Raw genomic sequence first — 23,283 nt, 5'->3', positions numbered from 1 at the left:
TGGGTTCCGAGCCCAACCCATGCCACTCGTCAGAATCCTTCCTCCTTCGGAACCTCCGGCGACAGATCGTTGTCCACATGCGGTTCCGAACCAGCTACCGGGATGTCGCCGGCGAGCAGCTTTTCCTTGCTGAGCAGTCCGGCGTCCTCGAGCGCCTCCATGTCCGGCAGGTCGCGCAGGCTGTCCATGCCAAAATGCGACAAAAACTCTTTCGTTGTCACATAGGTGTAGGGGGCACCGGGCTGCGGGCTTCTCGGACCGGAGGCGATGAAGCCGACGCTGCGCAGGCGGCCGATCAGATCGCGCGAGATCTCGCGCCCGAAGAAGGTCGAGAGCTCCGCCCGTGTGATCGGCTGGTAGTAGGCGATGGTGGTGAGCACCAGGGATTCGGATTCCGACAGCGCGACGGCTTTGTCACTGACGCCGATGGCCGCCCGGATCGCGTCGCCAAACGCCAGCCGCGTGCGGTGGTGCCAGCCGCCGGCGACCGACACCAGCTCGTAGGGACGGCCGCGCAGTTCTTCCCTTATGTCGTCGATGACGAGATCGAGGTTGCAGGATTTTCCCACCACGCGGACCAGCACTTCACGGGTTACTGGCTCGCGCGAGGCAAAGATCACCGCCTCAACCCGGCCCATCCATTCGCGCCAGCGCAGATCGAGCGGCAGATGCTCGAGATCGGCGTCAAAAATCTCCGGCTGTTTTGGAGCCCGCGCCATGGTCAGAGCCCATAGAGCCGGAAAGTGGAGCGGCCGGTGAGCTCGCGCACGGCGCCGAGCGTCTCGAGGCGCTCAAACAGCCGCCGGGCAGCACGCTCGCTGATGGCATCGGTAGCCGAGCGCGCCGTCTGCGCATCCTCCATCAGCAGCACGAGCAAGACGGTGTCGGCATGTTTGGTGCGCAGTTTGGGCGCCACTTCCAGCAGCCGCGTGGCCTTGCGGCAGAGATCGGCGTGAAGATCAGACGCGCGGGCCGCGGCCCGCGCATAAGCGGCGGCGCAGATGATCGACCAGCGCCCGTTGCCCTCGAGGTGATCGGGCGCACCGCGCAAATCCTTGCGCCTGATCTGACTGGCCAGCAGCGGCACCGGGCGCGGCCATTTGAGGCGCGCCGCGATCATCGCATCGGCGAGCCAAAGCGCCAGCAGTTCGGCGTTCGGCCGGAACTTCATCGTCACCGCGACGATCTCGGCCGCGGCGGCGATCGGATCGCCCTCCCCCTTGGCCAGCCGTTCGGCGACCGCATAGACGTTGCTCAGCGGATCATCGATCGACAGCTGCAGAACCGCCGACGCCGACAGCCACCAGTCGTCGGCAAGCTGGGAGCGCCGCTCGACCAGCCGGCGCCACGCAATCAGCACTTTGCCGCCCGGGCCGGGATCGTCACCCGGTCGCGTCAGCTTGACCGCGTCGCGCAGCGCCGCCTCGTCCTCCGTGCGACCGAGAAAGCCCATCAGGGCGGCGGTGTTGGTCAGCGCCAAGCGATCGCGCCACAGGCTGCCGATCGGATGCTCGTCGATGGCCATGGCATGCAGGCTGGCGAGCGCCGCGCCGGCCCAGAATCCGGCGTCGGTCGGACCCTCCGGCAGAGCGCGCAGACGCAGCGCCGCCGGCATGGGTGGATAGGAAGGTGGGGCAGGAATCGCTTTTCGGGGTGATTTGGCCATGCAAAAGGCTAACATGGCACGGCGGTTTGATCTATATTATTTGCAACTAACCGCCGCGCTTGTCGGTCTTGTTTTATGTCCAATAATCTTGCATTATCATTCGTTTTGGTCTTTATAGAGAAAATGACCTCTCAGAGCGACGAAACCGACGAAAACCACCCACTATACGGTTCAGCGCGACCACAGAGCCCGCCGGTACCCGTCGGATTTTCACCAGCAATCAACCACGGTGTCGAAAGGGCCGAAAATCGGCCATCGATACATGACAGCGAGAGCGAAGGCAAAGCCCCCGCCCCTGCCCCACGGGTAACGCTCGGTCTGCCGGCGCATCTCGAGAACCTCGCCGATCGCGCCCGCGAATATGTGGAGGCGGCCAGCGCCCCGAATACAAGGCGGGCCTACGACAGCGACTGGAAGCAGTTTTCCAGCTGGTGCCGGCGCCAGGGCCTGGCCTATGAAGCACCCGATCCCCAGGTGGTCGGGCTCTATATCACCGCCTGCGCCTCCGGCACCGCAACGGCCAAGCGCAAGCCGGCGGCGGTGTCGACCATCGAGCGCCGCCTGTCGGCCATTGCCTGGCACTATCAGCAAAGCGGCGATAAACTAGACCGCACCGACCGGCACATCGCCACCGTGCTCGACGGCATCCGCAACACACACGGACGACCACCAGTGCAGAAGGAGGCCGTGCTGCCGGAAGATATCCTGGCCATGTTGGAAACGCTGGACCGGGGGACGCTGCGTGGCTTGCGCGACCGGGCCATGCTATTGCTTGGCTTCGCCGGGGGCCTAAGGCGGTCCGAAATTGTCGGGCTCGATGCCGGCCGGGAGCAGACACAGGATGGCAGCGGTTGGATAGAAATCCTGGAGAAGGGCATGGTGATCACGCTGCGCAGCAAGACCGGCTGGCGCGAGGTCGAAATTGGCCGTGGTTCTTCGGAAAGGAGCTGCCCCGTAGCAGCGCTTGAAACCTGGCTCAAGCTGGCGCGCATCGCCCACGGTCCGCTTTTTCGCCGGGTCACCGGAAAGGGCAAATCTATTGGACCTGAACGTCTGCGCGATCAGGAGGTCGCGCGCCTGGTCAAACGCACAGCCCTTGCAGCCGGCGTCCGGGGCGATTTGTCGGAGATGGAGCGCGAGCAGAAATTCGCCGGGCATTCGCTGCGCGCCGGCCTTGCGAGTTCGGCCGAGGTCGACGAGCGCTTTGTCCAGAAGCAGTTGGGACACGCGACAGCCGAGATGACGCGGCGCTACCAGCGCCGAAGGGACCGTTTCCGAGTCAATCTCACTAAGGCAGCGGGGCTATAGGCGCCCTGCCCTACTCGAAGCATACTTCGCGGAGACCACTTCGTCCCTTCTCCTCGTCGTTGGGTCAATTTGGTGAATTTGAGGTACACTCTCAATTGCCACATACTCCTCGCTACACCTACAAAAGCCGTAGAGGAAACGATTAATATCTAAGAGGCGCTACTCACCGCATTACTCCGTAAATCTTGAACGAGCCTTGCTTTCCGCAGCTTTGAGAAGTCAACACGCGCTGCAATGCGTGGATCCTTCGCAATTTCCTCAACGACACGCTCTAGATGAATTCTTCGATCTTCATTTCGCCCCGCCCCAAGGTATTTCTTGCGTAATGTGCGTAGGGCACAGACAACGAGATTAATGTCCGTTTCCTCCTTAAGAGACGCTAGGAACATTTCTCTATTCCGCTCGCTCGGCATCTCGAGGAGGATATCTCGAGCGAAGAGCCGACTCATCGGATCAAGGTTTGGGATCAAATTTCTGATTGCTATGGCGAGTTGGGGATTCCGGAGCGTTTCAGCGATAAGACCCGACACTGTGTTTGGCGCGTTGAATTTGAAATCGCGGTACGATCTCTCCGGGTCGCTCGCCGCTCCATAGTTGATAAATCGGACCCCACCTGCGATGACGATCGGGTGTCGCCCAATGAATGCCCGGCATGCGCACATGAACCCAACCCAAAGCTCGGCCGCTGTGAAAAGCTTGCTGAGATGGCGCAATTTTTCCGGAGCCTCTAGGTGAAGGGCGTTCTTGAGCAGTAGCCCGTACAGCCGCATGCCGACCAGTAATCGAGCTTCAGCCTCCCGAACTGCTTGTCGTTCTGCGACTCCACGTCGCCGATCGATCTTTCCAAGCTCTGCATTATCGTAATTGTCAGAGCTTTCAGCGGTGGCATTCGCGCTCCCCAAGCGGGTGGCTGCCTCGTCAAGAGATTCCCCAGTTGCATCTGCTTCCGTCTCGGCACATGCCGCTCGCCATTCGTCGGTCAGATCGATACCCGCGCGGGAATAGTTTTCGAGCAACGTGACCTCAATTTCGCCCAGCTCGCTAAAAACCTCATTGAGCACGTCTCCGACGTTTGTACCTTCCAACTCGCCGTAGACAGTGATCTCGCGGTAGTGACGGAACAGTCCCTGCCCTTGCACGAGCGATGCAGCGAAATCTGCGTCGCGTTTCATTTGTTGCGCCACGAAGAATGAGAATAGATGGTCACCACGGAAGGTGATCTCTCCGCCCTCCATCGTCAAAAGCCCCTTCTCCAAGAATTCATCGAGCAGTCCTCTGGGCAATTCTATTAGGAACCTGATCTGGTAGTCGGCAGCTATCTCATTCCAACGAGCATCGTCCATTCCAACCCGGTTCTCCTCGAGGAGCTGTCGCGCCACGAAACCTAGGAAGTTAATTTTGTCACTTGAAGAAAAGGTGCCTTCACGAACATCCTCCAAATCAAATCGTCCTAGAAGGCATTCAACATAGCGCTCGATAAGACGCGCCTTATTCAACGGCTTAAATTCGGGGTCCTGAGTAATGGTATCAATAACCACCGCAACTGTGCTCGCGAAGATCGGCTCGTCCATCTGGCGAAAGCTCTCAACCACGTGACTAACGACGCTCTCTCGAACTGCATCCGCCTTGTCGGGAACGCGCATCGCGATCATCGAGCGAATGTCATCAACTTCGAGCTGGGCAAACTCGTAGATTTCATCCTCGTCTGGAGAGAGCCGGGGCTCGCCTGCTCCTGTGGGTGAGACTCCACGGCGCTCCGTACTAAGGAAATAAACCAGCCGTATCTTGGGTAGATAACGTCCCACCGTCTCGCGGAACAAATTAAACTGCTCGACATCGCCCAAACAGAGCCCGTCGATCACTAGTACAATTGCACCCTCCGCGACCAACTGCTCGGTCTCAGAATGAGAGTACCGTAATAGCGTCGTCTGATTTATTCCTCGAAGTATCGTTGCCCTGTTAATCTTGTCTCGGCCGGCATCGAAGTAAGCTGCCACCTGGCCATGCTCGGAGAATGTTTCCGAGAGATGCTTAAACGCAAGGTACGCGGAGGTCGTTGAGCCCGCATCGAGCGGGGCAACGAAGAACTGATCGCGCACGGAATTGCTGATGATTTGTGTCACTGCTTGGGGGGGACCATAGGTCAAACCCTCATTGTAGGCCGTAATGCGATGCGCTTTAGGGACCACAAAGGAACCGGTTACTTTCGACTTTGACCGGATGTGCGATCGATACCAATCGAGATAGTCGAAAGCGTCAGCATCGGCATATCGCTGAAGGAGTGCCGACCGGGATGGCGAAGCCTGAAAGAAGGCGGCATCTTCCGGCCGTGGATGCAAGCGTCCGTTAGGCGTAAAGTCCTCGCCCAGCACAAACGTCCGGCGGGGCTGAGAGTAGGATCTATATTCTACTTCAAAACGCTTGTGAGCTACGTCGCCCCGAATGATCGCATACCCATTCGTACCCTTGGACCACCCTGCTCGTAAGGGCGGCGCTTGGAAGAACAGACAACTTGCAGAGCCCTTTATCTGTCCAACGACATCGTTCGCATGGACGTGTCCGTAGAGGACGAGGTCCGTGTGCTCGATCAGTAAGTCATTGACTGCGCTTCGTGTAGTCTCTTCCAACCAATCGAGTGGGTGGTGGAGCAGGGCGATCCGCAAGGTATCCGGCGGCAGGCTCTTCGCAAACGTTTCTAGAACGGACGGCTCAACGCGCAGTGCACCACGATCGGAGCCTCCAGCGGATCGCTCGCAACAAAGCCATGCAGAGTTAAGCCCCAGAACTGACACAGATCCTCGTGTGGCCGTGTAACCCCAGTAATTCCTCTGATCATAGGGCTCCAAAAGATCCTCAAGGTTTCGGTAGTTCACCAACGGATCGAACTCGGCCTCGGGATGATCCCTACGGATACCAATGTGGTCACCGAACAAATAACCACTTCCACGATCGGCAAGGATGCGGTCAGCGAACGGCTGGTTAGCGATGACGCGTTGTACATCGTGGTTGCCAGGAACAACGAACAATTCGTGACCAAGCTCAATCAGCGGTCCGATTAACTCGTCGAACAGGTGATCAAAGGCGTTGTCATCGCCCGCATGAACCAGGTCGCCCGTAAAAACCGTATGAATGGGGCCGTCCGCCCGCAAACGCTTTAGGTCCTTGCGCAGACAATCTAGACGAAATTTGTTCACAGCATCGTTCTTAAAATGAAGGTCGCTTAGATGAACAATCGTTGCCTGCATGTAATCCTCTAAATTTCAAACTGGCGAGTGCGATCTTTGATATTTAAATGATTCTTTGCCAGTTGGCGAAGATATGCAATGCCAGAACTAGCCTATACATTAGAGTTTGGGTAAAGTGTCGAAGGGATCAATGGCCTGCACCCCGAGCGGTTCAAAGTGCCTCAGGTTTCGAGTCAACACTATCAAATCATGTACCCGCGCTGTGGCAGCGATAGCAATATCTTCGAAACCCGGTTGGTGCGCACGCGCAGCGTCCAAGATCTGTCCGGCTACGGATGCGCACCGCAGATCGATCGGCAGCATTTTTCCCGCGTAGAGGTATTCGATGCTGTCCCACCATTCGGTTAGTCGCCGCGCTTTCGTCGTTGCGCCTTCCCGTTCGGCCTTGGCGATGCCGGATCGGACCTCGGCCGCCGTAATGACCGACAGAAACAGCCTTGGACTATTTTCGTCCAACCATTCGGCAAGGTAGTCAAGCGTTTGCCGTTTCGACGGCGCCATCGCAGAGATGACGTTAGTATCGACCAGATACATCAGAGATCGACAGCGCGGCTGGGCTTGTTGCTCCGCGACGGAATATCGCCCTCATCACCCGGAAACAACGCAAGCAAACGTCCAAAACTCGGCACGTGCAAAAGCTTTTCATATTCATCGAATGAAAGGACGACCACTTCCTTCCTACCGTGCCGGGTGATGATGGCAGGATGACCGCGAACCGCCTGATCAACAACAGCGGACAGGGTGGCCTTGGCATCCTTGAGCTGAATCTCCTTCATTTCTCCACCTCATGATATGACTATAGTGGTCATATAACAAGTTTGACGCGCCCTCACAAGGGAGGAAATGGCAAGAGACGCCCACTTCCGATCGGTTATCCTTATCCTCTGTGTTTGTAAAAACCCGTTGGACACGAGTTCTCAGGCGCAGAAGATGGCCGTTAGCACCAAAAATCAGTCTTCCCGTCGACCACAGGGCCGGCAAGTTGGCTATGCCCGCGTTTCCACCGACGAGCAGGCAACCCAAGCGCAGGAAATGGAGCTGCGCGCGGCCGACTGCGACCTCATCGTAGAGGAGCACGGATCCGGCGCTTCTCGCTCTCGCCCTACCCTCGCAAAGCTACTCCGAGAAATTGGCCCCGGCGACACTCTCGTCGTCGTGCGCCTCGATCGTTTGGCCCGCTCTGTCAGCCACCTCCTCGAGGTGATTGAGGATCTCACTGCGAAGGGGGCTCATTTTCGGTCTTTGCGCGATCCCATTGATACGACAACGCCGCAGGGCATGTTTTCGCTTCAGGTCCTCGGCGCCGTGGCGCAACTGGAGCGCGCGCTCATCTCCGAACGCACAAAAGCGGGCATTCGAGCGGCCAAGGCCAAGGGGAAGCTTCCGGGCAACCCCGGGCTGCGCGATCGGCGACCAGAGGCCTTGGCGAAGATGAGCGCAACGCAGAAAGCCGCTTATGGTCACCGCATCCAGGCGTCCGCAAACCAGTGGCTGCCGATCGTTCGCCGCATGCGACCAGACCACACCTGGGATGACATCGCACGCGTGTTGAGGCAGCGCGGCCTCGACTGGACACCAGAGCGGCTCAGACGCGCGGTCAGGTGGCTCGTTAACGAGCATCTTGCTGACCCGGACCTGCTCAAGAAGTCTCCTCCCCGCCTCCCCGAAGACCGCTTGATGACGCTTATCGCCGGAATTCACGGTTCGAACCCGGGGCTTACGCTGCGTGAAATCGCATTGCAACTCGAGCGCCTTCATGAACGGACCCCGCGTGGCGGCTCCCGGTGGTCGCCATCCTCGGTCAAGAATCTGCTCGACCGTGCACGACGCCTGGGCTTGGCTCCATCCTCTACCGACACGCCGTAGCTCGGGTCCTGCTGCGGCGGAAAATTCTCGGCGGGAGGGATGGGTCTTCACCGTTTCGGCCTCTCGAGCGACTTAAGCAATGCATCGGAGACGGCATACTGTCTGGACTGATCTTCGGATCGCGGCTTTGCGCTCGTCGTATTCGCAATTTTCGACGCATTCAGCTCTGCATTGAGCAATGCCATGATCATCGGCCAGGTTGAGAACTTACCCGCTTGGGCCTTCTCGGTCAGGCTACGCAAATATCCGCCAGCGTTGTTGATCTTCTCCGACCGCTGGTTCATGGCTGCTAGCGTTATCGCCGCGTGCCGCTCGCCCATTGCCTGCTTCGCCTCAAGCCACGCACTGGGGCTGATGCCCAGCATGGGCCGAAGGACCTCCGCCGTGGCCAGGAAGTCTCGCCAGTGCCTGATTTCGCCGCCGGCTGCCCATTCCTGGAGATTTGGACATGCGTCCAGCACGATGCCTAAAGGCAAATCACGCTTCGGCAAGCTCTTCACGTTGTCATTTTCACCGGCGGTGCCGCTCGCTTCATCCTTTTCTCTATAGCCGTATTCAGATTCAGGTAGGGATTCGGTGTTTGAATTCTGTATGTGGCGACCAGAATGGGACTCATTGCCGTCCGGATTCTGTGTTTTTATGAATGATTCCAATATGTCCCGGACTTCGTCGTGCAGATCCTGCAGCTCGTCGCAGATTTCCTCCACGAGCATCCTCGGGGCAGTCCTGGGCAAACGTGCAATGATGTCCTGATAGTGCTGCTGAACCCTCCCCCAGTTGCCGGGAACGCTTTCGTCGATACCCGTATCGATCATCTTAAGCGTGTCCCGCCGCAGCAACGTCAAACGTTCCTTCGCTACCTTGAGAGCTCTCTTCTCGGCTTGGACAGCCTCGGCCAAGTACTCGAACTCCTCGGCCCGGGCGACGATCGGTGCGAGATCGAAGCCATAGGCCTGTTCGATGTGCCCTCCCCTCCCCTTACGAGCGTAACGTTTGCCGTTCGGGCTATCGCGCCGAATGATCAAGCCACATTCAACGAGGACAGCAAGGTGACGACGCAGGGTCGTTGCCGGCATACCATTGGCACGGGCAGAAAGTTGCTCATTCGAAGGCCATACAACCAAGCTCCCCTCGGCGGAGAGCTGGGTCTCCCGATGGAATGAAAGGAGTGCGTTGAGGATCGCGAGCGAGCGATCGGTGGCACCGAGCTGATCCCGAGCTTCTCTGATATTCTTAAACGTTTCCCATTTGTTAACCACCGCCGTTTCGGGCATGGCCTTGGCCGTCATCTGGCTCGCAATCTGGCCAAGCGACATCGGCCGCCGCCCAAAGGGCGTCGTTGTCATATGCGTCTGCATTTCTCTTTCACCTACCGTTAGGCAAAAGAAACCCGGCCGCCAAAGTTGGCAGTAAAATGCCTCGATGAGGCTTGACGTCGATTCCGGGAAATGCGATTCTCAGGACTGCTACATCACGAGAAGGGCTTCCGGAAATCGCTTCGGGGGCCTTTTTCTTTTGCGTTGAATCCTACTGGCTATTTCTCCGCTTCATCGCCCTGCTTAAGAAACTGCTCGTAAAGCGTATCGAGGTTCGCCGCGAGAAAGCGACCGAATGATCCCGCATCTTTACTTTTGAACTTGAGTTCGACGGATCGGCTGGTTTCAATCACCTCAGCGGCGATCGCCTTGTCTTGCGCCTGCCACTTTGTTGTCGTTGGCTTTCGAGCCCCTGCCCGATTTGGTCGTTTCGAATTCTTCATCGCATTCAGCGCTAACTCGAACCGCGCGTCAGATGGGGCTTGAGTGAATACCGGGTCTGTAAGTAGCTCCTCAACCAGGGCGCGATTTGCTGGCTGGTCAATCAGCTGTGCAAACTCCTGCCAGCGATCTCTGCCAACTGCTTTGGCACGCCCGATACCGTTCACAATGCTCGACGGCACCCTGGAGGCGACCGAAAGCATTCTGGTGACCATTGGCGCATCGGCGGACAGAGCTGCTTGGATCGTTCCACGATCGAACTGACGATCCTGAAGCTGCTTTGCGAATACTGATCGTTCAATAAACGACAGATCCTCGCGCGCAGAGTTTTCCTGCCCCTGCGCGATAACGTGCTCGATATCGCTCAAGGACTCGATAATGGCCTTAACCGGACGCGATAGAATCCGAGCGACCCTTACCCGTCGATGCCCAAAGACAATTTGATATCGACCTGGCGAATCCGGACTCGCTCGCAGTCGGACCGGAGTCTTTTGTCCTTGTGACTCGATTGCTTGGAGCAGGTCTTTGTCGTTGCCGTCCTCATCATCGGGCAGCCGGTCGGAAACAAAGGAGTCGTCAATCAGGGCTGGATCAATCTCAACGATCACCTCTCCCTCGAGCAGCTGCTCGGCCTGCGCGGCCTTTTCTGCCAATTCCCCAAGGGAATTGAGCATGGTCCGCGAAGCCCCGCGCGTAGCGTAACTCGTCGATGGGGCGCGCTCATTCACCGGCGCATCCTGTCGCGTTATATTCCTAAATATGTCGCGCCGAGACATCTCAGGCCACCCAAGTGCGGCTTAACCGCCTGATATTATAGATAAAAGAAGCAATCTGTACGGCTGACAATTCCATCATCCCCGACGACCCCACGTTTGATTGAGCATCGTGATGATCTCCGAATTTACCGCGTCCAGCGACTGACGGGCTCTGTCATAGGTAGCGGTATTGAAGGTCGATCGCTCAACTTCATATACGGTTTGTTTGGTAAGTCCTGCGTCCGCGATAGCTGTCGATTTTACCATCGCGTTCTTCAGCAAATGCTGCGCGAACATCGATTGCATGAAGCCGACCATCTGCTGTTGCGGCACATCGGCCGGCTCGTAACGCGTAATGAGGTATCGAAACCAATCCAGCGATATCCTCACGCCGGCCTGCTCAATTCCTTGAAGAATTCCACCTAGCATGAGCAGAAATTGGCTCATCGACATCACATCAAGCATTTGTGGGTGGACGGTGATCAAGACCGCAGTCGCTGTCGTCAACGCGGTGAGTGTGAGATATCCGAGCTGGGGAGGACAGTCGATCACTACGACATCGTAGTCTTCTTCGACGTCGGCAAGAGCCGCGCCAACTCTCGTGTAGAATGTCCGACCCTCCTTTCCGTCACCGCGCTGCATCGCCAGAGGGGTCTCGTACTCAAACTCTTGCAGATCGAGCGTTGCCGGTACGATGTCGAGGTTGGGAAAGTTGGTGTGTTCGATCACTTCACGGATTGGCTTGCGCTGATCGTCATAACGAATTGCCTCGTAGATCGACAGCTTATTGTCGATCTCGGGCTGAATGCCGAAGAGTGTTGTCAACGAAGCTTGTGGGTCGAGGTCCATAGCCAGAACCCGGTAGCCCTTCAAAGCAAGAAACTGTGCTAGATGCGCCGAGCTGGTCGTCTTCCCCGACCCGCCTTTGAAGTTCACCACCGCGATGACCTGCAACTTCTCGCCTGGTTGGCGGCGGGGCGAGCGTCCGAGCAATTCCCGTAATTCGTTCATCTGCTCAGCCGTATAGAAACGGCGGCCCGTGCTACTTACGGTAGGCTCAACGCCCTTGCCCTGGAGATGAAGTTTCTTAAGATAGCTCTGCGAGACACCAAGCAGGTCAGCGACCTCCGACATCGGAAAAAGCCTCAGCGTCTTCTCGCCGTCGGGGATAAAGGTCTCCTGTCGAAGAAGGTCGAGTTTGCCGGAGATCTGCATGCCCTGATCGTGGATGATCTCAGCAAAGCTGATGGCCTGATCAGGTAGTGTGGCTTTCGCATTCATTCCGGCTAGCTCGCAGTAACGATATTTTTCGCTTCGGACGAAATTATCGTTACCATGGCCGATTCCTGCGAAACCGCAAGGGAAAAAGGGTTAACGAGCTCTTAATGCCGACCCTCGAACACTCGTTGCCTAGACATCGGTCGAATGAAATACCCCGGCCTTTACAGATAGTTATCCCTATTTAGCGACCTCCATGCTGCTCCTACGGCCCCCGGCATAAATGCCGGGGGCAAGACTGTCCAGACTGGCCGCAGCACCTGGATTCCAAGATCGGCTTAAGAATCGCATCCGACTCGGTTGGTTCGGGCCCGGCCTTTATGCCGGGCTGACGATCGATAGGGATTGGTGGTTTTCTCGGCCAAGCACTATTGACCGGACCGTCTCCTATGCCTTGTTTTCGCGCTTGCCCTCCAAGACTCCCTGTATCCGCGGTCAGTTCATCGCCATCTAGCCCCGCGGTGCCAAGGCAGTGAACCGGTCACAGTCTCGGATCCGGCTCGTCCGAAAACTGCAGGATGCTCTCGGCGAGACGATCTGCTCGGCGCTTGAAGATCCGTCCGTCGTCGAGATCATGCTGAACCCAGACGGACGCTTGTTTGTCGAGCGCGTGGGGCAGGGGATCGACAGTATGGGCAACCTGCAACCGGGTGCTGCCGAGATCATCATTGGCAGCGTCGCGCACGCGCTGCTGACGGAAGCAGATGAGGACCAACCGATCATTTCCGGCGAGCTGCCGATCGGCGGCCATCGCTTCGAAGGCCTGTTACCGCCCGTAGTGGCTGGCCCAAGCTTCACCATCCGCAAGCGAGCTTCCCGCCTGATCTCACTTGAGGACTACGTCCGCAGCGCAATCATGACGGTCGACCAAGTCGACGTTATACGCAAATCGATCGATGCCCGTCTAAACATCGTCGTGTCTGGAGGCACCGGGTCTGGGAAGACCACATTGGTAAACGCGGTGATTGCCGAGATGGTGCATCGCGCACCAGAGCATCGTCTCGTGATCCTTGAAGACACGGCTGAAATCCAGTGTGCGGCCGAGAACGCGGTCAGTCTTCACACAACGGATTCAGTGGATATGGCCCGGCTTCTTAAATCCACGATGCGCCTGCGTCCCGACAGGATCATCGTTGGAGAGGTTCGTGACGGGGCCGCATTGACCTTGCTTAAGGCCTGGAACACTGGCCATCCCGGCGGCATCACCACGATTCACGCCAACAGCGCCATTTCCGCGCTGCGACGGCTCGAGCAACTCACTGCCGAGGCGAGCCAGCAGCCGATGCGTGAAGTCATCGGGGAAGCTGTCGACCTCGTCATTTCGATCGAGCGAACCCCAAGGGGCAGGCGCGTTCGTGAGGTGATCCATGTCGAGAGCTTTTCGGGCGGCCAGTACCAAATTGAGACCTGTTCGGAAGAAAGGACCGTCCATGAGGTTTAACAGACCACAAGCCGTCGCGCTGGCGTTCATTGTGCTAGGATTCACGGCCGCGCCGGCGGTTGCTTCAAGCGGCGGCGGCTTGCCGTGGGAAGGCCCTCTCCAGCAAATACAGCAATCGATCACCGGACCGGTGGCTGGCTTCATCGCACTTGCTGCGGTCGCAGTGGCCGGCGGCATGTTGATCTTCGGTGGTGAACTGAACGATTTCGCGCGGCGGCTGATGTACGTTGTTCTCGTCGCAGGCATCCTTCTCGGCGCCACCCAGATTGTCAGCCTGTTCGGTGCGTCGGGTGCCTCAATCGGCGCTGCCGGACCGGCAATTGCGGTTGGGGCAGGGGAGGGGACCGTTGGCTGAGTCTGGAACCTCTCTCACCCGATCACGCATCCATCGGGCGCTTTCGCGCCCGAGCCAACTGATGGGAGCGGACCGCGAACTGGTCCTGCTGACCGGGCTAGCAACGGTTATCCTCATTTTTGTGGTGCTGACCTGGTTCTCCGCTCTGCTCGGGATTGGAATCTGGATCGGTGTCGTCGGAGCACTGCGGATGATGGCCAAGGCTGATCCGATGATGCGACAGGTTTATCTGCGCCACGTTCGTTATCGCCAGGCTTATCCCCCAACGTCCTCGCCATGGCGCAGGTACTGACGCGTCCATGGTTGCACTTCGTCAGTTCCGCAACACACACCCATCCTTTTCCGACCTCGTCCCTTACGCGGGCCTCGTCGACAATGGCGTGATCCTGCTCAAGGACGGGAGCCTGATGGCTGGCTGGTATTTCGCCGGTCCGGATTCGGAAAGCTCGACCAACCAAGAGCGTAACGAGGTATCGCGCCAGATCAACACAATCCTGTCACGGCTCGGTTCCGGCTGGATGATCCAGGTCGAGGCCGTGCGTGTGCCGGCAGTCTCCTATCCGCCTCGCGAACAGAGCTACTTTCCCGACGCTGTTACAGCAGCCATCGATGACGAGCGGCGCGCACATTTCGAAGGTGAGCGTGGTCACTATGAAAGCCAGCACGCACTGATCCTCACCTACCGCCCACCCGAGCGGCGCAGATCAGCCATGACGCGCTATGTTTATTCCGATGTTGAAAGCCGCTCAGAGACCTACGCGGACACCGTGCTCGACAGTTTCCGGACATCGATCCGCGAGGTTGAGCAGTATCTGTCGAACGTGCTGTCCATCCGCCGCATGGTCACGCGGACGGCCATCGATCCCGAGACCGGGCGTGAAGCGCATTATGACGAGCTCTTCCAATTTATCCGCTTTTGCATCGTTGGAGAGAATCATCCAGTCCGCCTGCCCGGGATCCCGATGTATCTCGACTGGCTGGCGACCGCCGAGTTCCATCACGGGCTGTCGCCGATGGTTGATGGTCACTATCTGTCTGTAGTCGGCATAGATGGCTTTCCGGCCGAGAGTTGGCCAGGCATTCTGAATCACCTCGATCTGATGCCGCTGACGTATCGCTGGTCGAGTCGCTTTGTGTTCCTCGATGAGCAGGAAGCGCGGCAAAAGCTCGAGCGCACCCGCAAGAAGTGGCAGCAGAAGGTGCGGCCCTTCTTTGACCAGTTGTTCCAGACTCAGAGTCGGTCCGTCGATCAAGACGCCATGCTGATGGTCGCCGAAACAGAAGACGCGATCGCGGAAGCCGCCTCACAGCTTGTCGCCTACGGTTATTACACGCCGGCCATCGTCATGTTCGATCATGACGATGGCCGCCTGCGCGAACAAGCGGAAGCGGTACGCCGGCTCATCCAGGCTGAAGGCTTTGGCGCGCGCATTGAGACGCTCAACGCGACCGAGGCCTATCTCGGTTCACTGCCGGGGAACTGGTACGCCAATATTCGCGAACCGTTGATCAACACGCGCAACCTCGCCGACCTCATTCCAGTGAATTCAGTATGGTCAGGCAGCGCAACCGCGCCTTGTCCCTTCTATCCGCCCGCCTCGCCACCGCTGATGCAGGTCGCCAGCGGCTCCACCCCGTTCCGGTTGAACCTTCATGTCGATGATGTCGGCCACACGCTGGTGTTCGGTCCGACCGGATCCGGCAAGTCGACGCTGCTGGCTTTGATTGCAGCCCAGTTCCGCCGCTACCGCGATGCGCAAATCTTTGCCTTCGACAAGGGAAAGTCGCTTCTGCCGCTAACATTGGCAGCAGGTGGCGATCATTACGAGATCGGGGCAGGGGAGGGGGATGCCATCCTGGCTTTCTGTCCGCTGGCCGAACTCGACAGTGAAGGCGACCGCGCCTGGGCCGCCGAATGGGTCGAAACGCTAATCGCGATGCAAGGAGTGAAAATCACGCCCGACCATCGTAATGCGATTTCGCGCCAGATCAGGCTGATGGCTTCTGCGCCCGGCCGCTCGCTATCGGATTTCGTCAGCGGCGTGCAGCTGCGCGAGATCAAAGATGCGCTCCACCATTACACAGTCGACGGACCGATGGGCCAGCTGCTCGACGCCGAGCATGACGGTCTGACGCTCGGCACCTTTCAGTGCTTCGAGGTCGAGGAACTGATGAACATGGGCGAGCGCAATCTCGTGCCCGTGCTGCTCTATCTCTTCCGTCGGATCGAGAAGCGTCTGACCGGCGCCCCCAGTCTGATCGTGCTTGATGAAGCTTGGTTGATGCTCGGCCACCCGACATTCAGGGACAAGATCCGCGAATGGCTGAAAGTGTTGCGCAAGGCCAATTGCGCGGTGCTGCTCGCCACTCAGTCGATCTCGGATGCCGAACGCTCCGGCATCATCGATGTGTTGAAGGAGAGCTGTCCGACCAAAATTTGCCTGCCGAACGGTGCGGCACGCGAACCGGGCACACGCGAATTTTACGAACGCATCGGTTTCAACGAGCGCCAGATCGAGATCGTCGCAACCGCTATCCCCAAACGCGAATATTACGTCGCCTCGCCGGAGGGGCGGCGCTTGTTCGACATGGCGCTGGGACCGATCGCGCTGTCCTTCGTCGGTGCGGCCGGCAAGGACGATCTCAAACGCATCCAGCAGCTTACCCATGACCACGGCGCAAACTGGCCAAAGGCCTGGCTTACCGAAAGGGGGATCGGCGATGCCGAAACAATTCTCGCACACTGCTAGGGTCGCGATTTCAGTGCTCACTATGGCCAGCATGATCCCATCTGCTCCCGCACATGCCGGCGTGGTGACGGGGCAGGCGACGGAATGGACGCAACTGCTCAATAATTCTGAACTGGTGGGTCTGGTTGGTCAGTCCGCCGAGCAGATCCAGAACCAGGTGCAGCAGATCACCCAGCTGGCTGAGCAGATCCAGAACCAGATTCGCATCTACGAAAACATGCTGCAAAACACGCTGCAGCTTCCGAACCATGTCTGGGGCCAGGTCGAAAGCGATCTCGCGCGCCTTCAGGGGCTCGTAAACCAGGGGCAGGGGATCGCATTCTCAATGGGCAATATCGACGACGTGCTCAAACAACGCTTCCAAAGCTTTGCCGAATTCCAGACCGGCCTTGCCAATGGTGAGAGCTTTTCTTCCAGCTACCAGGACTGGTCCGACACCAATCGGGATACGATCGCAGCGACTTTGCGCGCCGCCGGCTTCACTGCGGAGCAATTCGGCAGCGAGGAAGCGACCATGTCGCAACTTCGCTCCATGTCGCAAAGTGCGGTCGGCCAAATGCAAGCTCTTCAGGTCGGACATCAGATCGCGGCGCAGCAGGTCGCACAGTCCCAAAAGCTACGCGGGCTCGTGTCCCAGCAAATGACAATGATGGCTACCTGGTATCAATCCGAACAGGCGGCAAGGGACCTAGCCCAGACGCGGCGCGAGGAATTCTTCAGATCAACCGCGCCGTCAAGTTCCGGCGGCCAGATGATGGAGCCACGCTGGTGAGCAGGTTTGTCTTCATTGTTGCAGCCATCGTCGTCGTGATCGGCATCGGCGTGACGGTCTGGATTGCTCCGAATCCCACCGACGCGCCCAGCCCAGCGGCTCCTGCCGCTGTGGCTCCCCAGCAATTCGACACGACCAGCGGCCAGGAAATGCGGCCTCGCTGGGGCACCCAAGAGGAGCAGGGCAATGACGCCGCGGGCGAGTAGGGCAGCGCTCGTCGCCCTGCTTGGCGTGTCACTCCTCGTCGAACCGGCCGTCGCGCAGGACGGTTCGCTCTTGACCAATCTGGAAAACGAGGTGGCCAGCGCCGCCCAGGGATGGGAAACGACCATCCTGCAGGCGGCCCGTTCGCTGTTCTGGATTCTTGCCGGCATCGAGATCGGCATTGCCGCCGTCTGGCTGGCGTTGGCAGCCGCCTCGATCGACACATGGTTTGCCGAACTGGTGCGGCGCATCATGTTCATCGGCCTGTTCGTGTTCATACTCGAACAGGGGCCGGCTTTTGCCAAGGCCATGGTCGACAGCCTATTCCAGATCGGCGCTGGCGGCGGCTCCGCCTCACCGGCCAACGTCTTCAATGCCGGACTTCAGGTGGCGAGCGCGATGTCGAGCAAAGCCCAGTTCGGACTGTTCGAGGACAATGCGCTCGCGATTGCTGCGGTCTTTGCCATGATTGTGGTTGTCATCTGCTTCAGCCTCGTCGCGGCAATTTTCATCTCGGTAATGGTGGAAATGTATGTCGGCCTACTGGCCGGCATGATCATGCTCGGACTTGGCGGATCGAGCTTCACCAAGGATTTTGCCATCCGCTACCTCGTCTACGCCTTCAGCGTCGGCATGAAGCTGATGGCGCTTGTCATGATCGCCCGCATCGGCTCACAAGTGTTGGTCAATCTGGCGAGCGGCCCGGCTGGTTCGGACGAATATCTGTCGACGCTCGCGATCGCCGGCATTTCCGTCGTGGTCTTCATCATCTCGATCTATGTGCCCAATATCATCCAGGGCGTGGTGCAGGGCGTTTCGGTGACCGGGGGCATGGAGACGATCCGGCATGGCGGGCAGGCGGCAAGCTTTGCTGTCGGCGGCGCGGCCCTTGCTGCGGGCGGCGCAAGGGCAGGGGCGGCGGCCTTTTCTGACGCCCGTGCCGCCGGCGCATCCTTTGGAGCGGCCGCGCTCAAAGGTATGACGTCGGGCGCCGGTGCTGCCGGCGGTGCGTTAGCAGGCGCTGCACGTGACAAGGCCATCGGCGTGCCCGGCACATGGGGCGCGTCGACGCTTGGCCTTGCAAATTCAAAGCTCGACCAGGCCCAGGGCCGGCCGACGCGCAAACCCTCCAGCGACGACAAAGCGTGAGTGAGAACACATGGCTGCACGCAACCCACCTGAAAACCCTTATCTCGCCGCGCGCCAGGAATGGAATGAGCGCTATGGCTCCTATGTTGTCGCGGCGCGCGCCTGGCGCATTGTTGGCATCACCGGATTGCTGATGGCGGTGATCGGCTTTTCCTACGCGCTTTATCAGAGCACGCAGGTTAAGCTCGTTCCATACATCGTCGAGGTCGACCGCCTGGGGACGGCGGCCAGCGCCGGTTTCCCGCAGCAGATCGAATATGCCGATGCCCGGGTCGTGCGCGCCACGCTCGGAAGTTTTGTAAGTAACTTCCGCTCGGTGACACCCGACGCCGTTGTCCAGAAGCAATATATCGACCGCACCTATGCGCTGCTGCGCACCTCCGACCCGGCCACCGAGAAGATCAATGCCTGGTTCCGTGGCAATTCGCCCTTTGATCGCGCTTTGACAATGACCGTCGCCGTGGAGGTCACCAACATCGTCCCCCTGTCGAACCAGACCTATCAGATCGACTGGACCGAATTTCAGCGCGACCGGCAGGGCAAGGAACTTGGTACGCGTCGTTACCGCGGCATCGCCACTGTGACCCTCACCCCGCCGCAGGATGAGGCGGTCATCCGTCTCAATCCGATCGGGCTCTATTTGAGAGATTTCGAGTGGACAGCACAATTGTGAGTGCCAGCAGGAGAGTATCATGAGTTTTTGGAGGACAAGGGGAGCTGTCCTGTGCGCGGCCCTTTTCTTGTCGGGAGCACCGACATTTGCTCAGGCACAAGCGCTGAGCGCCAACGAGGCGCGCGCAACAGGTCTCTCCGGACAGTGGCAATCAGGGCAGGGGGTGGTGACCCGCGGCAATGACGGCAAGGTCATCTTCCTCTATGGCGAGGTTCAGCCCTCTGTCGTTTGTTCACCGCTGCAGGTTTGCGATATCGAGTTGCAAGCTGGCGAGATCGTTCGCGACGTCCTGCTCGGCGATACCGTGCGCTGGAAAGTTGAGCCGGCGACTTCCGGCGCGCCCGGCGGCCAGGCCGTGCATCTTATCGTCAAACCGTCAGAGCCCGGGCTGGTAACCTCCATGGTTGTGACCACCTCGCGGCGGACCTACCACATCCAGCTCAAATCACATCAGAACCAGTATATGGCTCGGGTCGGCTTTGAGTACCCTGAGGATGTCAATGCTCGGTTTGCCGAGATTAGTGCACGAATGGAAGCCAGCATCATTCCAGGCGCCGGCGTGCCCGCGGACCAGCTGAACTTTGCTTTCCGGATGAGTGGATCTGCCCCCTGGCGTCCGACCCGAATCTATGGCGACGGCGAAAAAACCTATATCCAGTTTCCATCCTCGCTTTCCGGTCAGGACGCGCCGGTTCTGTTCGTCGTCTCCGGCGGTGAGAACCGCATCGTCAACTACCGCATGAATGGCACGATGATGGTGGTCGACTATTACATCGATCACGCCATCCTCGTCGCCGGTGTCGGCCGGCAGCAGCAAAAAATCACCATCCGGCGGGGAGGATAGAGGATGTTGTCAGTGCTCCGTCGCCTCATCGCTACTTCGATTATAGCCGGTCTCCTGTCGGCTTGTCAGACGCTAGGACCCGTCGGTCTCATCCAAAGCACGGTAACGGCGCAGCTGTCGCCGGAAGCCGCCGACAGCATCGCCGGCGACATGGTTGGCAGGCTTGCCGAACAGGCCGGTCCCGGCACCACGACGATCCGGTTCACGCCCGATGGCTCGGTATTCGGCCACGCCCTTCAGGCATCCCTGCACAGCTGGGGCTATGCCGTCGTCACCGACCAGAAAACCGACGACGCCAATATCCTCGCTCTTGCCTATACCGTTGATGAGTTCGAGGGTGCAGTTCTGGTCAGGCTGTCAACGCTGCACTTCGATCTGACCCGCATGTACAAGCCGGGTGCCGAAGGTGCTGTCCCGGTCAGCCCGTTATCGATCCGGCAACATGGCTCGGCAGGCACGGCATGACGCAATCGCTCAAGCTTGGCGGAGCGGATGCCGCATCCGCCCCGAAGATCCGTCGGCTGAACCGGCTGCCGATTATCGGTGCCATCGCTCTGGTGGTGATTTTTCTCGCCGTCATCTTCTATGGGCTGACGTCGAGAGGCCTGCGGTTTCGCGACACTGGTGACGCAGGTGGGGCGGGATCGCAATCGGCATCGACTTATGCTGACCAGCTAACCCGAGGTGTTCCCGACGGCATCATCGGCGAGCCGGCCCAGCCGCAATTCCAGCCGCTTCCACCTGCAACAGCGGAGACCGCAGCCAATCCCTTCCCGGCAGCTGAGAACCCGCCTCCGGTCTCCCCCCAACCCGCCACACCACAACTCGAGCCCGAAGAGGTCTGGCGGGCGCGGCTTGAGCGGGAACAGCACGAGCAGTATCTGCGCGAACAGCACCGGCAGCGCATGGCGCGGCTCCAGGCAAATGATGCTGCCTATGACTCTCCGATTGCTGTCAGCCTAAATGATCTCAATCGCGAACCGACATCGGAAGCGGCCGGAGGGGCTCCTATGGCAGGCCAGCCCGCGCGGCCCGCAAGCGCCCTCGATCTCTACGCCGCCGCCATGCAAGGCGGACTGACCGGGTCCAGCGGCGACCCGAACGGGCAGGCCGGAAAGGAACGGTTTTTCAATCAGGATATCGCGGAGCTCGGCTATCTGCCGAACCCGGTCGTGCCACAGATGTCGCCCTACGAGCTCAAGCGCGGATCGGTGATTCCTGCGACACTGGTAACCGGCATCAACTCCGACCTCCCCGGTCGCATCACCGCCCAAGTCAGCCAGAACGTGTATGATAGCGCCACGGGTCGCCATATGCTGATCCCGCAGGGCGCGAAACTGTTCGGACGCTACGATTCCAACGTCTCCTTCGGGCAGAGCCGCGTGCTGGTCATCTGGACCGATATTATCTTCCCGAACGGCTCGACGCTTCAGATCGGCGGTATGGCAGGAACCGATGCCTCAGGCTATGGCGGGTTCGCCGACAGGGTCGACAATCATTATCTTCGCACCTTCGGGTCCGCCATTCTTGTAGCATTGATCGGCGCCGGGACGGAAATGATGATCCCTCAGGACCGGAATGCGTTTGGAACCTCCAATAGCGCTGAGGATGCCGCCAGGCGCTCATTTGCCGAAAGCTTTGGCCAGATGTCGCAGCAGACCCTGTCCCGCAATCTAAACGTCCAACCGACGCTGGAAATTCGCCCCGGCTACCGCTTCAATATCCTCGTTGATCAAGATATCGTATTTCCAAGCGGCTACCGGTAATTTTCGTTCGGCTCATTCGCCTGAAGTTGTCCGATCCGCGCCCGATATTCAGTAGCTGTCATGTTCGTCCAGCGCTTCATGGCGAGTGTCAGGGCGCTGGTCGTGCTGTATTCGAGCAAACCGGCTATTGCGGAAATTGGAACCCCTGTTTGCGTGAGCAGCCTCTGGGCCATGGCCCGGCGTGTTTCGTCTAGCAGGTCCGCAAAAGACGTTTCCTCGGCGGCAAGAAGCCTGTGAAGCTTGCGAGGTGTAACGCCCATCGATTCCGCAATGAACTCCTTGCTGCACATGCCTGAACCCAACACAGACCGGATCGCGGTTTCGGTCGTGGTGCGTACCGACTGGTCGTAGAGCGGCATATGGCGAATTCGGTATCTGATGAAACTGTCGATGATCGACTTCAAGGATTTTAACCGGCCGCTCGTTGGGCTCGCGAGGTATTTTCGCTCAAACCAAATTTCGTTCTGCTCTGCACCGAATTCGAGCGAACATCGAAAGTGACTTGCATGGACCGACGTATCATCCGGGGCCTCGTGCCGAAAACAGACTCGCGCGGGCGCAAGCTCCTGATTGCCAGTCACGATTCGTCCCATGTGCAGGCAGCTTGCGAGCGACAGTTCCATTTGCTGTCGAGGCGGCATAATCAATGGGCCTTGCCAGAAACGAAGGCAAACGAGTTCGGTGTCCACATCGTCAACGACCTGGAGCAAATATGCGTTGGTGTGAAAGCGCCAATAGCGAATAGTTTGCTCAATCCAGGCGCCGAGGGTGTCGACAAGCTGGGCAAGGAATACGATGGGGCCGACATTTGGAAAATGTGGCGGCATGCTCAATGCCAGCTCAATTCCGAGCGAGGGCTTTCCGTGCTCTGCCGCGATTAGTTCCATCAAGACGCCGTGTCGCGGCCACGAAATCAGCATATCAGGATCTGTTAGAGCAGCCGGATCAATTCCTACGCGTTGTAGCGTCTCCGAGGCGTCCCATTCGACGGGCCGCATGATCTCATGAAGGCCGTAAAGAATTGCCGCGCGGATATAGGGTTCGCCGTTCCAGGACTGGGCGGTCATCTCGAATTTCCGCCATTCGAATCTATCGGGGAATCGGGACCCGTTAGTGCTAAATTGCCGCTACGGCAAGCAATCTTTCGACGATAAGACTTAACCGAGTCACATCCATGCCCCCATCTTTTCCGTGGGGCATCCGCTGCTACGCATCGTTCCGAAGAAGGACGAAGGGTTCCACACCTAATCCGTCGGCAATCCGCTCGATGTTGTCGAGGGAAACATTGCGCTCGCCGCGCTCGACGCCAGCAAAATAGGTTCGATCCATATTGATCTCGAGGGCAAAATCCTGCTGGCTCAGCCCCCGCTCTTTCCGGTGCCGTCGGATATTTGAACCAATGATCGCGCGTAGCCTGCCAGGGTGATTTTTCTTCACGCGGCAAGAACAGAGCA

General features: G+C 58.8%; 23 protein-coding genes. 13 read left to right on the top strand and 10 right to left on the bottom strand.

Annotation, left to right across the window (positions count from 1 at the left end; translation table 11 throughout):
- Positions 1-29: 29 nt before the first annotated feature.
- Both MIC97_RS21685 and MIC97_RS21680 read right to left on the bottom strand, forming a co-directional pair.
- The gene (locus MIC97_RS21685) at positions 30-719 is read right to left on the bottom strand and encodes an SMC-Scp complex subunit ScpB (RefSeq protein WP_239802008.1); all 690 of its coding nucleotides are present in this window, start codon (positions 717-719) and stop codon (positions 30-32) included.
- A gap of 2 nt (positions 720-721) precedes the next feature.
- Positions 722-1,666 carry a DUF1403 family protein gene (locus MIC97_RS21680; protein WP_239802007.1) on the bottom strand — a complete coding sequence of 315 codons (945 nt, stop codon included), beginning with the start codon at positions 1,664-1,666 and terminating at the stop codon, positions 722-724.
- Between the two features lie 123 nt (positions 1,667-1,789).
- On the opposite strand from MIC97_RS21680, the gene MIC97_RS21675 reads away from it, so the two are divergent.
- Positions 1,790-2,974: a site-specific integrase gene (locus MIC97_RS21675; RefSeq protein WP_239802006.1), complete on the top strand. Its 1,185-nt coding sequence runs from the start codon at positions 1,790-1,792 to the stop codon at positions 2,972-2,974.
- A 149-nt stretch (positions 2,975-3,123) separates the two neighbouring features.
- On the opposite strand, the gene MIC97_RS21670 is transcribed toward MIC97_RS21675, so the two are convergent.
- The 3 genes from MIC97_RS21670 to MIC97_RS21660 all read right to left on the bottom strand — a co-directional run bounded on the left by MIC97_RS21670 (position 3,124) and on the right by MIC97_RS21660 (position 6,995).
- Positions 3,124-6,219 (bottom strand): metallophosphoesterase, encoded by a 3,096-nt coding sequence (locus MIC97_RS21670; protein ID WP_239802005.1) that lies wholly within the window; start codon positions 6,217-6,219, stop codon positions 3,124-3,126.
- A 99-nt stretch (positions 6,220-6,318) separates the two neighbouring features.
- Positions 6,319-6,753, bottom strand: coding sequence for a type II toxin-antitoxin system VapC family toxin (locus MIC97_RS21665; protein WP_239802004.1), 435 nt, complete (start codon positions 6,751-6,753; stop codon positions 6,319-6,321).
- Positions 6,753-6,995 (bottom strand): type II toxin-antitoxin system Phd/YefM family antitoxin, encoded by a 243-nt coding sequence (locus MIC97_RS21660; RefSeq protein WP_239802003.1) that lies wholly within the window; start codon positions 6,993-6,995, stop codon positions 6,753-6,755. The genes MIC97_RS21665 and MIC97_RS21660 overlap by 1 nt, the downstream gene beginning before the upstream one ends.
- Before the next feature lie 154 nt (positions 6,996-7,149).
- Between MIC97_RS21660 and MIC97_RS21655 the strand changes: the two genes are divergently transcribed.
- A complete protein-coding gene (locus MIC97_RS21655) occupies positions 7,150-8,085 on the top strand; it encodes a recombinase family protein (protein WP_239802002.1) in 936 nt (311 codons plus the stop codon).
- Positions 8,086-8,132: 47 nt separating this feature from the next.
- On the opposite strand, the gene repC is transcribed toward MIC97_RS21655, so the two are convergent.
- The 3 genes from repC to repA form a co-directional block, all read right to left on the bottom strand.
- On the bottom strand, positions 8,133-9,443 hold the full coding sequence (gene repC, locus MIC97_RS21650; protein WP_239802001.1) for a plasmid replication protein RepC: 1,311 nt from the start codon (positions 9,441-9,443) through the stop codon (positions 8,133-8,135).
- A 176-nt stretch (positions 9,444-9,619) separates the two neighbouring features.
- Positions 9,620-10,618, bottom strand: coding sequence for a plasmid partitioning protein RepB (gene repB, locus MIC97_RS21645; RefSeq protein ID WP_275592559.1), 999 nt, complete (start codon positions 10,616-10,618; stop codon positions 9,620-9,622).
- A 75-nt stretch (positions 10,619-10,693) separates the two neighbouring features.
- A complete protein-coding gene (gene repA, locus MIC97_RS21640; protein WP_239801999.1) occupies positions 10,694-11,878 on the bottom strand; it encodes a plasmid partitioning protein RepA in 1,185 nt (394 codons plus the stop codon).
- Between the two features lie 469 nt (positions 11,879-12,347).
- Between repA and trbB the strand changes: the two genes are divergently transcribed.
- The 11 genes from trbB to trbI are packed head-to-tail and all read left to right on the top strand — an operon-like array spanning position 12,348 to position 21,829.
- Entirely contained in the window at positions 12,348-13,316 is a 969-nt protein-coding gene (gene trbB, locus MIC97_RS21635; RefSeq protein ID WP_239801998.1) for a P-type conjugative transfer ATPase TrbB, read from the top strand.
- Positions 13,306-13,671 carry a TrbC/VirB2 family protein gene (locus MIC97_RS21630; protein ID WP_239801997.1) on the top strand — a complete coding sequence of 122 codons (366 nt, stop codon included), beginning with the start codon at positions 13,306-13,308 and terminating at the stop codon, positions 13,669-13,671. Before trbB ends, MIC97_RS21630 begins: the two co-directional genes overlap by 11 nt.
- Positions 13,664-13,963, top strand: a complete 300-nt coding sequence (locus MIC97_RS21625) for a conjugal transfer protein TrbD (protein ID WP_239801996.1) — start codon at positions 13,664-13,666, stop codon at positions 13,961-13,963. The genes MIC97_RS21630 and MIC97_RS21625 overlap by 8 nt, the downstream gene beginning before the upstream one ends.
- 7 nt (positions 13,964-13,970) lie before the next feature.
- Complete coding sequence (locus MIC97_RS21620) at positions 13,971-16,421, top strand: conjugal transfer protein TrbE (protein WP_239801995.1); 2,451 nt, start codon at positions 13,971-13,973, stop codon at positions 16,419-16,421.
- 22 nt (positions 16,422-16,443) lie between these two features.
- Positions 16,444-17,193 carry a P-type conjugative transfer protein TrbJ gene (trbJ, locus tag MIC97_RS21615; protein WP_239801994.1) on the top strand — a complete coding sequence of 250 codons (750 nt, stop codon included), beginning with the start codon at positions 16,444-16,446 and terminating at the stop codon, positions 17,191-17,193.
- Positions 17,190-17,399 (top strand): hypothetical protein, encoded by a 210-nt coding sequence (locus MIC97_RS21610; protein ID WP_239801993.1) that lies wholly within the window; start codon positions 17,190-17,192, stop codon positions 17,397-17,399. Before trbJ ends, MIC97_RS21610 begins: the two co-directional genes overlap by 4 nt.
- Positions 17,380-18,546 carry a P-type conjugative transfer protein TrbL gene (gene trbL / locus MIC97_RS21605; RefSeq protein WP_239801992.1) on the top strand — a complete coding sequence of 389 codons (1,167 nt, stop codon included), beginning with the start codon at positions 17,380-17,382 and terminating at the stop codon, positions 18,544-18,546. The genes MIC97_RS21610 and trbL overlap by 20 nt, the downstream gene beginning before the upstream one ends.
- A 10-nt stretch (positions 18,547-18,556) precedes the next feature.
- Positions 18,557-19,219, top strand: coding sequence for a conjugal transfer protein TrbF (locus MIC97_RS21600; protein ID WP_239801991.1), 663 nt, complete (start codon positions 18,557-18,559; stop codon positions 19,217-19,219).
- A 19-nt stretch (positions 19,220-19,238) separates the two neighbouring features.
- A complete protein-coding gene (trbG, locus tag MIC97_RS21595) occupies positions 19,239-20,063 on the top strand; it encodes a P-type conjugative transfer protein TrbG (protein ID WP_239801990.1) in 825 nt (274 codons plus the stop codon).
- Between the two features lie 3 nt (positions 20,064-20,066).
- A complete protein-coding gene (gene trbH, locus MIC97_RS21590) occupies positions 20,067-20,528 on the top strand; it encodes a conjugal transfer protein TrbH (protein WP_239801989.1) in 462 nt (153 codons plus the stop codon).
- Complete coding sequence (gene trbI / locus MIC97_RS21585) at positions 20,525-21,829, top strand: IncP-type conjugal transfer protein TrbI (RefSeq protein ID WP_239801988.1); 1,305 nt, start codon at positions 20,525-20,527, stop codon at positions 21,827-21,829. Before trbH ends, trbI begins: the two co-directional genes overlap by 4 nt.
- Here the strand turns inward: trbI and MIC97_RS21580 are convergent.
- Both MIC97_RS21580 and MIC97_RS21575 read right to left on the bottom strand, forming a co-directional pair.
- Positions 21,820-22,896, bottom strand: coding sequence for an AraC family transcriptional regulator (locus MIC97_RS21580; RefSeq protein WP_239801987.1), 1,077 nt, complete (start codon positions 22,894-22,896; stop codon positions 21,820-21,822). The two genes, trbI and MIC97_RS21580, sit on opposite strands and share 10 nt — an antisense overlap.
- Positions 22,897-23,035: 139 nt before the next feature.
- Positions 23,036-23,266 (bottom strand): helix-turn-helix transcriptional regulator, encoded by a 231-nt coding sequence (locus MIC97_RS21575; protein ID WP_239801986.1) that lies wholly within the window; start codon positions 23,264-23,266, stop codon positions 23,036-23,038.
- Between the last annotated feature and the right edge of the window lie 17 nt (positions 23,267-23,283).

Origin of the sequence: Aquamicrobium sp. NLF2-7 (genome assembly GCF_022359935.1) — a bacterium.
Taxonomy (GTDB): domain Bacteria; phylum Pseudomonadota; class Alphaproteobacteria; order Rhizobiales; family Rhizobiaceae; genus Mesorhizobium; species Mesorhizobium lusatiense.
The sequence above is the reverse complement of the archived record's forward strand: the minus strand, read 5'-3'. Positions and strand labels throughout refer to the sequence as shown.